The sequence below is a fragment of the Paraburkholderia sp. ZP32-5 genome, from assembly GCF_021390495.1.
In the GTDB taxonomy this organism is placed as follows: domain Bacteria; phylum Pseudomonadota; class Gammaproteobacteria; order Burkholderiales; family Burkholderiaceae; genus Paraburkholderia.
Genome location: NZ_JAJEJP010000001.1, coordinates 3,588,441 through 3,603,196 on the forward strand (window position 1 = coordinate 3,588,441; position 14,756 = coordinate 3,603,196).

13 protein-coding genes are annotated in these 14,756 nt (G+C 64.1%); 2 read left to right on the forward strand and 11 right to left on the reverse strand.

The window, feature by feature from the left end; translation table 11 throughout:
• Window positions 1-62: 62 nt before the first annotated feature.
• The 6 genes from L0U82_RS15535 to L0U82_RS15560 all read right to left on the reverse strand — a co-directional run bounded on the left by L0U82_RS15535 (window position 63) and on the right by L0U82_RS15560 (window position 6,838).
• Window positions 63-614: an LPS-assembly lipoprotein LptE gene (locus tag L0U82_RS15535; RefSeq protein WP_233832090.1), complete on the reverse strand. Its 552-nt coding sequence runs from the start codon at window positions 612-614 to the stop codon at window positions 63-65.
• Between the two features lie 89 nt (window positions 615-703).
• Complete coding sequence (gene leuS, locus L0U82_RS15540) at window positions 704-3,295, reverse strand: leucine--tRNA ligase (RefSeq protein WP_233832091.1); 2,592 nt, start codon at window positions 3,293-3,295, stop codon at window positions 704-706.
• 190 nt (window positions 3,296-3,485) lie between these two features.
• Window positions 3,486-3,917 (reverse strand): ExbD/TolR family protein, encoded by a 432-nt coding sequence (locus tag L0U82_RS15545; RefSeq protein WP_233832093.1) that lies wholly within the window; start codon window positions 3,915-3,917, stop codon window positions 3,486-3,488.
• 84 nt (window positions 3,918-4,001) lie between these two features.
• Window positions 4,002-4,724, reverse strand: coding sequence for a MotA/TolQ/ExbB proton channel family protein (locus tag L0U82_RS15550; RefSeq protein WP_233832095.1), 723 nt, complete (start codon window positions 4,722-4,724; stop codon window positions 4,002-4,004).
• 78 nt (window positions 4,725-4,802) lie between these two features.
• Complete coding sequence (gene dapB, locus L0U82_RS15555) at window positions 4,803-5,600, reverse strand: 4-hydroxy-tetrahydrodipicolinate reductase (protein ID WP_233832096.1); 798 nt, start codon at window positions 5,598-5,600, stop codon at window positions 4,803-4,805.
• A 398-nt stretch (window positions 5,601-5,998) separates the two neighbouring features.
• A complete protein-coding gene (locus L0U82_RS15560; protein WP_233832098.1) occupies window positions 5,999-6,838 on the reverse strand; it encodes an outer membrane protein assembly factor BamE in 840 nt (279 codons plus the stop codon).
• Between the two features lie 154 nt (window positions 6,839-6,992).
• Between L0U82_RS15560 and fur the strand changes: the two genes are divergently transcribed.
• Entirely contained in the window at window positions 6,993-7,421 is a 429-nt protein-coding gene (gene fur / locus L0U82_RS15565) for a ferric iron uptake transcriptional regulator (protein WP_179734383.1), read from the forward strand.
• A 108-nt stretch (window positions 7,422-7,529) separates the two neighbouring features.
• On the opposite strand, the gene L0U82_RS15570 is transcribed toward fur, so the two are convergent.
• The 3 genes from L0U82_RS15570 to L0U82_RS15580 all read right to left on the reverse strand — a co-directional run bounded on the left by L0U82_RS15570 (window position 7,530) and on the right by L0U82_RS15580 (window position 10,550).
• A complete protein-coding gene (locus tag L0U82_RS15570; protein ID WP_233832099.1) occupies window positions 7,530-8,042 on the reverse strand; it encodes an ureidoglycolate lyase in 513 nt (170 codons plus the stop codon).
• Between the two features lie 24 nt (window positions 8,043-8,066).
• Window positions 8,067-9,089, reverse strand: a complete 1,023-nt coding sequence (gene alc, locus L0U82_RS15575; protein WP_233832100.1) for an allantoicase — start codon at window positions 9,087-9,089, stop codon at window positions 8,067-8,069.
• Window positions 9,090-9,221: 132 nt separating this feature from the next.
• Window positions 9,222-10,550 carry a C4-dicarboxylate transporter DctA gene (locus L0U82_RS15580; RefSeq protein WP_233832102.1) on the reverse strand — a complete coding sequence of 443 codons (1,329 nt, stop codon included), beginning with the start codon at window positions 10,548-10,550 and terminating at the stop codon, window positions 9,222-9,224.
• A gap of 236 nt (window positions 10,551-10,786) precedes the next feature.
• On the opposite strand from L0U82_RS15580, the gene L0U82_RS15585 reads away from it, so the two are divergent.
• Window positions 10,787-11,473 (forward strand): FadR/GntR family transcriptional regulator, encoded by a 687-nt coding sequence (locus tag L0U82_RS15585; RefSeq protein WP_233832104.1) that lies wholly within the window; start codon window positions 10,787-10,789, stop codon window positions 11,471-11,473.
• Between the two features lie 84 nt (window positions 11,474-11,557).
• Here the strand turns inward: L0U82_RS15585 and gap are convergent, their stop codons facing one another.
• Window positions 11,558-12,568 (reverse strand): type I glyceraldehyde-3-phosphate dehydrogenase, encoded by a 1,011-nt coding sequence (gap, locus tag L0U82_RS15590; RefSeq protein ID WP_233832105.1) that lies wholly within the window; start codon window positions 12,566-12,568, stop codon window positions 11,558-11,560.
• Between the two features lie 107 nt (window positions 12,569-12,675).
• Window positions 12,676-14,697 (reverse strand): transketolase, encoded by a 2,022-nt coding sequence (gene tkt / locus L0U82_RS15595; RefSeq protein WP_233832107.1) that lies wholly within the window; start codon window positions 14,695-14,697, stop codon window positions 12,676-12,678.
• Between the last annotated feature and the right edge of the window lie 59 nt (window positions 14,698-14,756).

Here is a 14,756-nt window from a genome sequence, read left to right on the forward strand (position 1 = left end):
TGGATGAATTGCGGCACATCAGGAACGGCGATCACGAATAGCGGCGATGAACAGGCCACCGCTCACAGCGGCGGCGGCGGCAGCGGCGCGCGCGGCGCCACCGCCGGCACGGCCTCGCCCGGCGCCGGATGCAGCGAGCGCACCACGCCCAGACGGCGGATCAACTGATCGATCGCGTCGTTCTCCATGTCGGCGAACAGGATGTCGGACTCGGCCGCCTTCGCCTGCGAGAACTGGTCGCTATAGGTCATCGCGCGATTCAGCGCGATCACGCTCGGCGGGATCAGCATCGTGCCGTCCTTGCCGGTCAGCTGGTAGGTCATCTGCAGATTCAGCTGGTACTCGGCGACCACGCCCAGCGAGTTCAGTGTCAGCGTGCTGATGTTGCGGTTCTGCGTGATCTGCAGGATCGCGTCGGCATTGGCGATCGAGCTGACGACCACCGTATCGCTGCCGCCCTGCACGATGCGCGTGAGCCGCGCGCTAGCCGCGGCCGAGCCGCCGACCACGTAGAGACGCTTGAACGCGTAGTCCTGCTGGCCGCGCAACTTGAAGCCGCAGGCCGACAACATCATTACGCTGCAAGCGAGCGTCAAAAACGATCTGCGAGTCACATTCGCTCCTGGTTCGCAGTGGATTCGCGGTGCCGTGAAACGCCGCCACGCGGACGGCGCTCCCCCCTGCCGGATGATGGCGTGGGTCGTCAAACGACCACGTTCACGAGACGGCCCGGCACCACGATGATCTTCTTCGGCGCCTTGCCTTCGCTGAACTTCGCAACCATTTCGTGCGCGGCCGCGATCTGCTCGATGGCTTCGCGCGAGGCGTCCTTCGCGACCGTCAGCGCACCGCGCACCTTGCCGTTCACCTGCAGCACGAGTTCGATCTCGGCCTGTTCGAGCGCCTTCTCGTCGACCTTCGGCCACGATGCGTCGAGCAGCGGACCGAATTCGTCCGCGTAGCCGAGTTCCTGCCACAGCTGGAACGTCAGATGCGGCACGACCGGATACAGCACGCGCAGCATCACGCCATAGGTTTCGCGCAGCACGGCCGGCTGGGCGCCCTTCGCGCCGTCGAGCGCGTTGAGCATCTTCATCGCGGCCGACACCACGGTGTTGTACTGCAGACGCTGATAGTCGAAATCGGCCTGCTTCAGCACGCTATAGATTTCACGGCGCAGCGCCTTGTCGACTTCGGCCATCTGGGCAGCGTCGAACTGGCCACCCGAGCGCAGCGCGGTTTCGTTCGCGTGACCGAAGTTCCACACGCGGCGCAGGAAGCGGCTCGCGCCTTCCACACCCGAGCCCGACCACTCGAGCTGCTGCTCGGGCGGCGCGGCGAACATCACGAACAGACGCGCGGTATCCGCGCCATGCTGGTCGATCAGCATCTGCGGGTCGACGCCGTTGTTCTTCGACTTCGACATCTTTTCAACGCCGCCGAGCACGACCGGCTGACCGTCCGCGTTCAGCACCGCGCCGACCGGGCGACCCTTGTCGTCGAACGATACCGTGACGTCGGCCGGGTTGTACCAGGTCTTCTTGCCCGCTTCGTTTTCGCGGAAATACGTTTCGTTGAGCACCATGCCCTGGGTCAGCAGGTTCTTGGCCGGCTCGCCGAACTTGACGAGGCCGAGGTCGCGCATCACCTTCGCCCAGAAACGCGAGTACAGCAGGTGCAGGATCGCGTGCTCGATGCCGCCGATGTACTGATCCATCGGCGCCCAGTAATCGGTGCGCTCGTCGACCATCGTCTTCGCGTCCGGCGACGCGTAGCGGTAGAAGTACCACGACGAATCGACGAAGGTGTCCATCGTGTCGGTTTCGCGCTTGGCCGCGCCGCCGCAGGTCGGGCACGTGCAGTTCACGAACGCCTCGGACTTCGCGAGCGGATTGCCCGTGCCGTCCGGCACGAGGTCTTCCGGCAGCACCACCGGCAGATCCTTCTCCGGCACCGGCACGTCGCCGCAGGTCGGGCAGTGGATGATCGGAATCGGCGTGCCCCAGTAGCGCTGGCGCGATACGCCCCAGTCGCGCAGACGCCAAGTGATCTGCTTGTCGCCGAGGCTGAGTTCTTTCAGGTCGGCTGCGATGCGATCGACCGCCGCGTCATACGCGAGACCTTCGTACTTGCCGCTGTTGATCAGCGTGCCGGTCTTCTCGCCGTACCACTCTTGCCACGCTTCAGTCGAGAACTCCTTGCCTTCGACCGCCACCACCTGCTTGACCGGGATGCCGTACTTCTTCACGAACGCGAAATCGCGCTCGTCGTGCGCCGGCACGCCCATCACCGCGCCTTCGCCGTAGCTCATCAGCACGTAGTTGCCGATCCACACTTCGACCTTTTCCTGCGTCAGCGGATGCGTAACGTAGAAGCCGGTGGCCATGCCCTTCTTTTCCATCGTCGCGACGTCGGCTTCGGCAACGCCGCCGCGCTTGCATTCTTCGATGAAGGTTTGCAGTTCCGGCTTGTCCTGCGCGAGACGCGTGGCGAGCGGATGCTCGGCGGCGACCGCGCAGAACGTGACGCCCATGATCGTGTCGGCGCGCGTCGTGAACACGCGCAGCAGCTTATGCTCGCCGTCGATTTCGTACGGGAAGCCGAAGTTCACGCCGAAGCTCTTGCCGATCCAGTTCTGCTGCATGATCTTCACGCGCTCGGGCCAGCCGAGGCCGTCGAGATCGTTCAGCAGTTCGTCCGCGTACTGCGTGATGCGCATGTAGTACATCGGGATTTCGCGCTTTTCGACCAGCGCGCCCGAGCGCCAGCCGCGCCCGTCGATCACCTGCTCGTTCGCGAGCACGGTCTGGTCGACCGGGTCCCAGTTCACGGTGCCGGTTTTCTTGTACGCGATGCCCTTTTCGAGCATCTTCAGGAACAGCCACTGATTCCACTTGTAGTAGTCGGGGCTGCAGGTCGCGACTTCGCGCGACCAGTCGATCGCGAGGCCCATCGACTGCATCTGCTTCTTCATATAAGCGATGTTGTCGTAGGTCCACTGCGCGGGCGGCACGTTGTTGGCCATCGCGGCGTTTTCCGCCGGCATGCCGAACGCGTCCCAGCCCATCGGCATCAGCACGTTGTAGCCGTTCATCCGCAGATAGCGGTACATCACGTCGTTGATCGTGTAGTTGCGTACGTGCCCCATGTGCAGCTTGCCCGACGGATACGGCAGCATCGAAACGCAGTAGAACTTGGGCTTGTCGGTGGCTTCCGTCGTCTTGTAGGCGTCGATGGCGCGCCATTGTCCTTGCGCGGCGGCTTCGACGTCGGAGGGAACGTATTTTTCGTGCATGGTGTGATGGGATCGCTAGGTTCGGTGCTTTCGCACCGGCCGGGTGCTCTGCAGGATGTGATTGCGTCGTTTCCCCTCTGGCGGGGAAAGGGCTGATTATACCGTTCGCGGACCGGCGCGCCGCGCGGCGTGGCGGCGGCGTTCAGGGGCGTTCACGGGTGTTCGTGGACGTTCAGGGGCGGGCGCCCCGTCAGTGCTGCGCGCCCGGAGGAGGCGGATCGGTGACGAAGCCGAGCCGTTCGAGCCCCGCCTGCTGCGCGGCGCCCATCACCTGCGCGATCACTTCGTAGCGTGTCGAGCGCTCGGCGCGCAGCTGGATCTCCGGCTGGTCCGCCTGCTTGCCGGCCGCGGTGAAACGCTCGCGCATCTGCGCGAGCGTGATCGGCTGGCTGTTCCAGTAGAGCCGGCCAGTCGCGTCGATCGATAGAGCAATGGTTTGCGGGGTCTGACGCGCGGGCGCCGCCGCGACCTTCGGCAGATCGAGCCGGATCGCGTGCGAGAACAACGGCGCGGTGATGATGAAGATGACCAGAAGAACCAGCATCACGTCGATCAACGGTGTCATGTTGATCTCGGCCATCGGCGCGGCCGTCTGTTTTTTCTCGAGTCCGCCGAATGCCATGTCGCTTTCTCCTTGCGTCTGAGTTGCGCGGGGCCTGCGCTGGCGTTCTTCGTGGGCGACTAGCGGGCCCGCACGCGCGGCGTGTCAGCGCTGAGTCTCGTGGGCCGAAGCCGGCTGAGCGCGCGCCGGCGCGTGAGTCTGCTCGACCGGTCCGCACACGTAGGCGTGAAGATCGTGCGCGAAGCCGTCGAGTTCCTCCGACAATTGCCGTACGAGCCGCCCCAGCACGTTGTACGCGAGCACCGCCGGAATCGCGACCACGAGGCCGAACGCGGTCATGATCAGCGCTTCGCCGACCGGCCCGGCAACGTTCTCGATCTGCGCCTGGCCGCTCGCCGCGATGCTGCCGAGTGCGTGATAGATACCCCACACGGTGCCGAGCAGACCAACGAACGGCGCGGTGCTGCCGACCGATGCGAGCAGCACCTGGCCGAATTCGAGCCGCCGCTGCGATGCGTTGAGCGCCTGGCGCAACGCCCGCAGCACCCGTTCGCTACGATCGACGCGGGCGAGCAGCGCGCCCGGAATATCGACCTCGGCGGCATGCAGCGCCGCTTCGGCAAGCGGCGTGAATACGCGCTCGCGGTCAGCGCGCCGCAACACCGCGACGCCTTCGGAAAGCGTCGGTGCCTGCCAGAACTGCGTGATCGCCCGGGGGGCCTGACGCTTCGCGCGCGTGAGAATCCAGCTCTTGACGATCAGAAAACACCAGCTCGCAATCGACATGGCCAGCAGCACATACGCGACACCATGCGTGATCGCATCGCTCGTTTGCAGGTAATGGATGATGCCGCTGCTGCCTGCCATCTGACCTCGCCGTAGGAAAGTGACTTCAGAAGGGCGCGCCGGACGCCGCCCCGCCTGTTGCGCAACGACAGGCCACGCTCAACGCAGGCCGAGCACGTCCTGCATATCGAAGAAGCCGGTTGCGTGCCCTTCGAGAAAGCGTACAGCACGAAGCGCGCCTTGAGCATACGACAGACGGCTGCCCGATTTGTGTGTGATTTCGATGCGCTCGCCGATGCCTGCGAACAGCACCGTATGATCGCCGACGATATCGCCGCCGCGAATCGCCGAAAAACCGATCGTGGACGGATCGCGCTCGCCGGTCACGCCTTCGCGACCGTAGACCGCGCAATCGTCGAGATTGCGGCCGAGCGCGTTGGCGATCACTTCGCCCATCGTCAGCGCGGTGCCGGACGGCGCGTCGACCTTGTGACGATGATGCGCCTCGATGATCTCGATGTCGTAGCCGGTTGCGAAGTGCCGCGCCGCGTATTCGAGCAGCTTCAGCGTCACGTTCACGCCGACGCTCATGTTCGATGCGAACACGACGCCGATCTTCTCGCCCGCCGCGCGCAGCTGTGCTTTCTGCTCGTTGTCGAAGCCGGTCGTGCCGATCACCATTTTCACGTTATGGCGCTGCGCCGCTTCAAGGTACGCGAGCGTCGCGTTGGGGCGAGTGAAGTCGATCAGGTAGTCGGAGTCGGCGAAGACGCGCTCGATGTCGTCGGTGAGCAGCACACCGGTCTGCTTGCCGAGAAACGCACCGGCGTCCTGGCCGATCTGCGCTGCGTCCGCGCGATCCAGCGCGCCGGACAGCGTGGCGCCGGCATCGTTGAGGACGGTTTCGATGAGCATGCGGCCCATACGGCCCGATGCGCCAGCAATGGCAATTTTCATGACGATGAGAATTCGAAAGATACGACCGGGGATGTCCCGGTAAATGCGCCCAGCCAATGCGTCGGCGAACGCGCCGGAAAGGCACTTGATAGGCATCGGCATGCGCGGTTCGGCGAGCACGGCCGGCTAATACAGGCACCAGCGGCTGCGGGCGACGCAGGCCAAAGTACGCCGGGACGGCAAATCAAACAGCGGGCCGTGAACCATGACACCCGCCTAGCGCTGCCTAGGCCGCCTACGTACGGTCGCACGCTCGGGCAAACCGTTCAGGCAACTTTCTCAGCCAACCTTGACCAGTCGACCGCCCGCGCAATTCACTAGAGCAACTCGCCCCGGGACATAACGCCACGAGACGAGCAGCCATTCAAGCAAGCGTCGCGCAACGCCGGCAGACGGGATTAGTTGCTCGTTCCCGACGGAGCCGCGGAGCCGCCAGACTGTGTGTTCGGGCTACCGCTACTCTGCGAGCCGGTCGGCCCGACCGGGTTGCTCTGATTAGCCGGCACTGGCGGCGGCGGACGATGGAACTGGAACTGCGGCTGACCACCTGCCGTCGGCCCTTGCGTCGGGATGCCGCCAGCGTTCACGGTCGGCACGCCGGAGCGCACGGACGGCGCGCCGCCCGACGGCGACGCCGCGCTGGTCGCGCGATTGGCGGCCTGTGCGGCTTCCGCGTTGGCGTCCATCGACGGTTGAGCCGCCTCTACCGCGCCGTCGACCGACGGCGAGCGCGTGGTGTCGACCGTAGCGGGTGCCGCTGCCGCGGCGGCGTCGCTCGCGGCCACCGCGTTCGCCGCTTCGGCTGCGCTCGTCGCGCGCACCGGCGCCGCGTTCGGCCGGCGGCCGCGCCGGTCGCCGTCGATTTCGGCCAGCAATTCGAGATTGGTCGGGAGATCTTCGCCGCCGGTCCAGTGGGTCACGAGGTCACCCGAGAAGAACACGACGAAGTCGCGCTGCTGGACGATCGCCGTCGAGCCGCGCTTGAAGTAGAACACGTAATCCCAGCGATCGGCGTGGAACATGTCGGTCAGCAACGGCGTGCCGAGCAACTGGCGCACCTGCGCGCGCGACATGCCGACCTTCATCTGGTCAGCCATTTCCTGCGACACGAAATTACCTTGCACAACCGTAATGCGATACGGCGTAATGCTCTGAGCGATGCGCTGGGTCAGGCTGTCGTAGGTGGAACATCCGGCAAGAACCGCGACAGTCGCAACAGCGATCAAGGTACCCCGCATGCGGCTCCCCCGGTAAATCAATTCAGATTTAGAAATCATTTCACTCACCGTGCGGGCCCGCTGACGAGCCGCGCTTCATTCCATCGAAGATGACCAGAACGGCAAAAACACATTACTATGAGAGCCCAGCATTGTACTCTAGGGATCCCTTGTCATGACCAATCCAACCGATCTCAAGAATATCGGGCTCAAGGCGACCCTTCCGCGCCTCAAAATCCTTGAGATTTTCCAGCACAGCCCGGTGCGCCACCTGACCGCCGAAGACGTGTACCGCAACCTGCTGCATGAGGAACTCGATATCGGTCTCGCCACCGTCTATCGGGTGCTGACGCAGTTCGAGCAGGCCGGCCTGCTTTCGCGCAGCAATTTCGAGTCGGGCAAGGCGGTGTTCGAACTGAACGAAGGGTCGCACCACGACCACCTCGTGTGCCTCGATTGCGGCCTCGTCGAAGAATTTTTCGATTCCGAAATCGAAAGCCGCCAGCAGTCCATCGCCAAGGAACGCGGCTTCAAGCTGCAGGAACACGCGCTCGCACTGTATGGAGTGTGTACGAAGGAGAACTGCCCGCATCGCAAGCACTGATGCGCCGCCGGCCGCGCGGGAGTAGGCGGTCCGGCACATCAAAAAAAGACCCGGCCGATGGAAATCGGCCGGGTCTTTTTCTTTGCGGTACTGCCAGCACAAGGGCCGTCAGGCCAACGCCTCGACGCTCGTCTCGAATGCAAGCCGCCACGGCTCGGCGAGTTGCAACTCATCGCAATTAGGCTGCTCACCGCCGCGATCGATCACGACGAAATCGCTGACCCGATCGAGCGCGAGCAGCGGATGGTGCCAGACCCCTTTCGCGTAATTGACGCCCTGCCACGCATCGGTCCAGAACGCGCGCATGCACGCGGGATCGAATTCCCCCGCCGGGGCGACCACCACCAGATAGCGCCCCGCCTGCAACGGAACGAACGCCTGACTGCCGAGCGGGTGCCGCTCCATCATCGTGATGTCGACCGGCAGTGCGCGCGGCTGCGCGCGAAACAGGTTGATCAGCGGCCGCCCGCCCTGCTCCATGACGTCGACGCGGGCGAGGTCGTGATAACGCTCGGTCGTGCCGCCGTTGATCGGAAAATGGCGCGCGCCGTCGAGTTCGATCACGTCGCCGAACGGCGCGAACGCCGCGCGCGTCAGGCGCTCGATCTGCAAGGTCTTCATACGCATTGCTCCCAGTTCGCCGCGTTACGCGATCTCGCCCCACAGGCGCAGACGCGACACGCCACCGTCGGGAAAGATATTGAAGCGCACGTGCGTGACCGGCCCGAGCGCCGCGAGCCCATCGGTGAACGTGTGCACGTGATCCATCTGCAGCTTCTGTTCGTCGAGCAGCATCGGCCAGAACATCGCCTGCGTGACGAGCGAGTCGTCGGTGCCGCCCGTTACCGAAGCCGCCTGCAGCGAGCAGCGGTCGGGGAAATTACCCTTGAAGTGCGCGGTGTCCACTTCGACCTTGCGGATCACGCCGGGACGCGCCAGCGCGACGATCGCCCAATCGTTGCCCGGCTCACGGCGGCGGCGCGTTTCCCAGCCGTCGCCCATGTTGACGCCGCGGCCCGGCATCAGCATCTGCGTCGCAGGGCCGAAATGCTGATTGTTCGCGGCGACCAGGTACGCGCCGTTTTCGATCGCCGCGAGATCGAGCAGCGTGCCGCGCTCGACGCGGCTCCAGTCGCGCTGCGGCTGACCGTATACACGCAGACGCGCGAGCCCGCCGTCCGGATACAGGTTCACGCGCAGATGCGTGAACGGACGCGCATCGTTCACTTCCACATAGTGGTGCTGGTTGCCCTGCAGCGTGGTGGCCGGCACGAGCGTCTGCCAGTCGGCGTGATCGGGCGGCGCTTCGCCGTCAGCGCTACCCTCGACATAGCAGCCGTCGATCGACGCGGCCGGCGGAAAGTTGCCGGTGAAATGGCTGGTATCGAGATCGACGCCGTGCACGACGCCCGGCCGCGCGAGCCGGATCACGCAGTAATCGTGGCCGGTCGTGCGCTTGCGGCGCGTTTCCCAGCCGTCCATCCACTTGCCGTGGTCGTCGTATTTGCCGGGGATGAACACCGCCGGCTGCGGTTCGAGCATGCGCTCTTTCGGTGCGAAGAATTCGTCGCTGGCGAACAGCGCCTGCGCGCCGAGACGCGGATCGGCGAGGTTCATGTAGCGGCGCGTGAAGGCGGGAGCGTTCGGGTCGAGGATCGGATTGGCCATGATGTTGGTCGGGTAGCGAAAGGTTATTCAGAAAACGGCCGGCGGAGTCGAGGCATCCGCCGGCGCGGGGAGTGCGCGCGGCGATGGCGCGCGAAATCTCATTGCAACGCGATAGCGATACGCGCTCGCTGGTCAGACCGCCGGCGCGTGTTCACCGCCGACCGGCTCGGCGAGCGTGTCGTCGACGGCGGGCACGTAGCGCAGCGCGGCGTCGCGGTTCAGCACCCGATGCGCGCGCGCTCTGTCGATATCGTTCTCCCACACTGCAACGACCACCGTCGCCACGCAGTTGCCGATCAGGTTGGTCAGCGCGCGGGCGATGCCGACGAACCAGTCGACCGGCAGAATCAGCACGAGGCCGAGCACGGGAATGGCCGGAATCGCGGACAGGGTTGCCGCCAGAATCACGATCGCCGAGCCCGGAATACCGTGCGCGCCCTTCGACGTCACCAGCGACACCAGCACGACGACGATCAGGTCGTGCATCGACAGCGGCGTGTTGGTCGCCTGCGCGATAAAGATCACCGCGAGGGTCAGATAGATCGAGAAGCCATCGAGATTGAACGAATAGCCTGTCGGAATCACGAGGCCGACCGTCGAATCCTTGACGCCCATCCATTCGAGCTTGCGCATGATCTGCGGCAACACGGCATCGGACGATGCTGTGCCGAGCACGATCGACAGTTCCTCGCGCAGATAGCGAATCAGCTTGAAGATGCTGAAGCCCGCGAGCCGCATCACCGCGCCGAGCACGACGGCGACGAACACGATGCAGCTCAGGTAGAACACCAGTACGAGCATGCCGAGTTGCTTCAGCGACTCGACGCCGTAGGTGCCGGTCGTGAATGCGATCGCGCCGAGCACGCCGAGCGGCGCGAGCTTGATGATGAAGCTCATCACGCGGAAGAACACCTGCGACAACTCGTCGATCAACCCGCTGACCCGCTGCGCGCGTTTGCCGAGCAGCGACAACGCGGAGCCGAACAGCACCGAAAACACGAGAATCTGCAGGATGTCGCCAGTCGCGAACGCGTTGATCGCGGTCTCGGGGATGATCTTCAGCAGAAAGCCCGCGGTGTCCTTCAGGCTCTTCGCGTGCTCGGTGTAGCTCGCGAGCGAGGCCGCGTCGAGCGAATTGAGGTTGATGTTCATGCCGGCGCCGGGACGCGTCGCATAGGCTAGCACCGCGCCGATCACCAGCGCGATCGTCGTCATCGCCTCGAAGTAGACCACCGCCTTCACGCCAACGCGCCCGACTTTGCGCAGGTCGCCCGCGTGCGCCATACCGCTCACGACGACGCAGAACACGATCGGCCCGATCACCATCTTGATGAGCTTCAGAAAACCGTCGCCGAGCGGACGCAACGACTGCGCGAAATGCGGAAAAACGGCACCGAGCACGATGCCCACCACGAGCGCGATGACGACCCGCCCAAATAGCGAATTGAAGAACTTCAACACGGCTTCCTCCTGAAGAAGATGTCTCTGGGTTGATTCTGTTCAGACTGGTCGGACCAGTACTGTTATGGCGAATAGTAGGAAGCCGATATACTCACGTCAAGGATTCGTCGAACAGTGTTTACCCGTTGTTTTTTCGGCGATTTCGGGTCGGATTCCAGTGCCTCGCCATCGCGCGGCGCGCCCGTCTGAATCGCGTACTACAATGCTGGTCAGACCACGCCAGCGAGTGAGCCGTCATGAAAAACGTGCCGCATACCGTCACCGACGCCGCGATCGCGACCATTCGCGAGCGGATCGAAGCGGGCGTCTATCCGGTGGGCAGTCTGCTGCCGGCGCAACGCCAGCTTTCCGATGAACTGTCGATCAGCCGCGCCTCGTTGCGCGAAGCGCTGTCGACGCTCGAAGCGCTCGGCCTGCTCGTGATCCGTCCCGGCAAAGGCGTGTATGTCGAAAGCGCTGAGGCGAAAAACGCGCAGACATGGCGTTTCGCCGAGCAGTCGTCGCTGCCCGACACCTATCAGATGCGCTATGCGCTCGAAGGCTTCGTCGCGCGGATGGCGGTGCTCGCGGTCAGCGATAGCGACCTCCACTGGCTCGAGGAAAACGTCACCGCGATGCAAACCGCGCTCGCCTGCGACGAACTCGATGAAGCCGCGCGCTTCGACTACGAATTCCACATGCGGATCGTCAGCATCGCCGGCAATGCAGCAATCGAATCGATCCTGCGCAGCAGCGCGGAAATCATGAAGGAGAGCCAGCGGATGCCGTTCTATCGGCGCGAGCGGGTGTTGTCCACGTACACCGAGCATCGCGCGATTCTGGATGCGCTGAAGGCCCGCGACTCGCTCGCCGCGGGCAAGGCGATCGAGACGCACATTGCGAATGCCGCGCAGCGCGCCGGCGTGTATTTCCCGACGCCGTAGGCGTAGCCAGCTAAAACCGTGGACGAAAAAAAGCCGCTCCGAAGAGCGGCTTTTTCATGCAGCGTGATGCCTGTCTTGTGCGAGTTACTTCGCGTTCGCGAGCGCCACAGCCGTATCCAGCATGCGGTTCGAGAAGCCCCACTCGTTGTCGTACCAGCTCGACACCTTGACGAGACGGCCCGACACCTTGGTCAGCGTTGCGTCGAACGTCGACGAAGCCGGGTTGTGGTTGAAGTCGATCGACACCAGCGGCGCGTCGTTGTAGCCGAGGATGCCCTTCAGCGAACCTTCCGACGCTTCCTTCATGATCGCGTTGACTTCTTCGACCGTCGTGTCGCGCGCGGCGATGAACGACAGATCGACGACGGACACGTTGATCGTCGGGACGCGGATCGCGTAACCGTCCAGCTTGCCGTTCAGTTCCGGCAACACAAGGCCGACCGCCGAAGCAGCGCCAGTCTTGGTCGGGATCTGGCTGTGCGTGGCCGAGCGCGCGCGGCGCAGGTCTTCGTGATAGACGTCGGTCAGCACCTGATCGTTCGTGTACGCGTGGATCGTCGTCATCAGGCCGTTCACGAGGCCGATCTTGTCGTTCAGCGGCTTGACCAGCGGCGCGAGGCAGTTGGTCGTGCACGATGCGTTCGAGATCACCGTGTCCGATGCCTTCAGCACATTGTGGTTCACGCCGTAGACGATCGTCGCATCGACGTCCTTACCGCCCGGCGCCGAGATGATGACCTTCTTCGCGCCGCCCTTGATGTGCGCGCTGGCCTTTTCCTTGGTCGTGAAAAAGCCCGTGCATTCCAGCACGACGTCGACGTTCAGCTCGCCCCACGGCAGTTCGGCCGGGTTGCGATTTGCCAAAACGCGGATCTTGTCGCCGTTCACGACGAGGTAGTCGCCGTCCACCGACACGTCGCCCGGGAACTTGCCGTGCGCGGTGTCGTATTGCGTCAGGTGGGCGTTGGTCTTCGCATCGCCGAGGTCGTTGATGGCGACGATTTCGATATCGTGCTTCTTGCCGTTTTCATAGAAGGCGCGCAGGGTGTTGCGGCCGATCCGGCCGTAGCCGTTGATTGCGACGCGAATCGTCATGATGTATCTCCTGATGACTAAAAAAATACGTTTCTGTTCGCCTGACCGGCGGGGTTGCCGCAACGCGCCGCCACATGACGGGCGCGGACGGCAACGCCTGCACCAGATCAGCCGAGCGCGGCCTTGACCGTTTCCACCACGTGCTCGACGGTGAAGCCGAAATGCTTGAACAGCACGCCTGCCGGGGCCGATTCGCCGAACGTGTCAATGCCGACCACGCCGCCTTCGAGACCCACGTACTTGCGCCAGAAATCCGACACGCCCGCTTCGATCGCGACGCGGCGCACGCCGTGCGGTAGCACGCGCTCGCGGTAGTCGGCGTCCTGCTTGTCGAACACGGTCGTCGACGGAATCGACACGACACGCGCGGCGATGCCTTCGCGCGCGAGCGGCTCGACGGCCTTCATCGCCAGTTCGACTTCCGAGCCGGTGGCGATCAGGATGATCTTGCGCGCGACGATTTCTTCATCCCAATCGCGCAGCACGTAGCCGCCCTTCTCGATGTTGGCGATCTGCGCGTCGGTGCGCTCGTTGAACTGCAGGTTCTGACGGCTGAAGATCAGGCACGACGGACCTTCATGCTCGATCGCATGGGTCCAGGCCACCGCGGTTTCGACGGTGTCGGCCGGACGCCACGTTTGCAGATTCGGGATCAGACGCAGGCTCGCGACGTGTTCGATCGACTGGTGGGTCGGGCCGTCTTCGCCGAGGCCGATCGAATCGTGCGTGAACACGAAGATCGACTGCGACTTCATCAGCGCGGCGACGCGCAGCGCATTGCGGCTGTAGTCGGAGAACGTCAGGAAGGTGCCGCCGAATGCCTTGAAACCGCCATGCAGCGCAAGGCCGTTGATCGCGGCGCTCATGCCGAATTCGCGCACGCCGTAGTTCACGTAGTTGCCGGCGGCACGGCCTTCGGCATTCACGCGCACCGGCTTGGCGGCCTTCCAGTTGGTCAGGTTCGAACCAGTCAGGTCGGCGGAGCCGCCGAGCAGTTCGGGCAGCACAGCCGACAAGCCTTCGATTGCCTGCTGCGAAGCCTTACGCGTCGCGACGGTTTCAGCGCGCTCGTTCGCGCCGGCGATGATCGCCTTCGCCTTCTCTTTCCAGTCGGCCGGCAGTTGCTTGTCGCTGCGGCGCTTGAACTCGGCCGCTTCCTGCGGATACTTCGCCGCGTAGGCCGCGAACGCCTTGTCCCAGTCGGATTCGAAGCGCGCGCCCGCTTCCTTTGCGTCCCATGCTGCGTAAACTTCCTGCGGAATCACGAACGGCTCCCACTTCCAGCCGATCGCCTCGCGGGTCGCCGCGATTTCCTTGTCGCCGAGCGGTGCGCCGTGCGAATCGTGGCTGCCGGCCTTGGTCGGCGCGCCTTCGCCGATCACGGTCTTGCAGCAGATCAGCGTCGGCTTGTCCGATTGCTTGGCCTGTTTGATCGCCGCGTCGACTGCGTCGACGTCATGGCCGACCACGCCAGGAATTACGTTCCAGCCGTACGCTTCGAAGCGCTTCGGCGTGTCGTCGTGGAACCAGTGCACCACTTCGCCGTCGATCGAGATGCCGTTGTCGTCATAGAACGCGATCAGCTTGTTCAGCTTCAGCACGCCCGCGAGCGAGCACGCTTCGTGCGAGATGCCTTCCATCAGGCAGCCGTCGCCGACGAACACGTACGTGTGGTGATCGACGATCTTCGCGTCCGGCTTGTTGAATTCGGTGGCGAGCAGCGACTCGGCGAGCGCCATACCGACCGCGTTCGCAAGACCCTGACCGAGCGGGCCGGTGGTGGTCTCGACACCCGGCGTGATGCCGTATTCAGGGTGACCCGGCGTCTTCGAATGCATCTGGCGGAAGTTCTTCAGCTCTTCCATCGGCAGATCGTAGCCGGTCAGATGCAGCAGCGAGTACAGCAGCATCGAGCCGTGACCATTCGACAGCACGAAGCGGTCGCGATCGGCCCAGTGCGGATTCTTCGGGTTATGGCGCAGATGACGCGACCACAGCGCGACGCCGATTTCGGCCATGCCCATCGGCATGCCAGGGTGGCCGGAGTTCGCCTTTTGAACGGCGTCCATCGCCAACGCGCGGATCGCGTTAGCCATCAGGGAGGTGGGTGCGGGAGACGGGGTCGTCATTGTCGAGTCCGGAGACGAAGTCAGAAAGCGGGGCGCGAGAGGCCCGGAAGCTCGGCGAC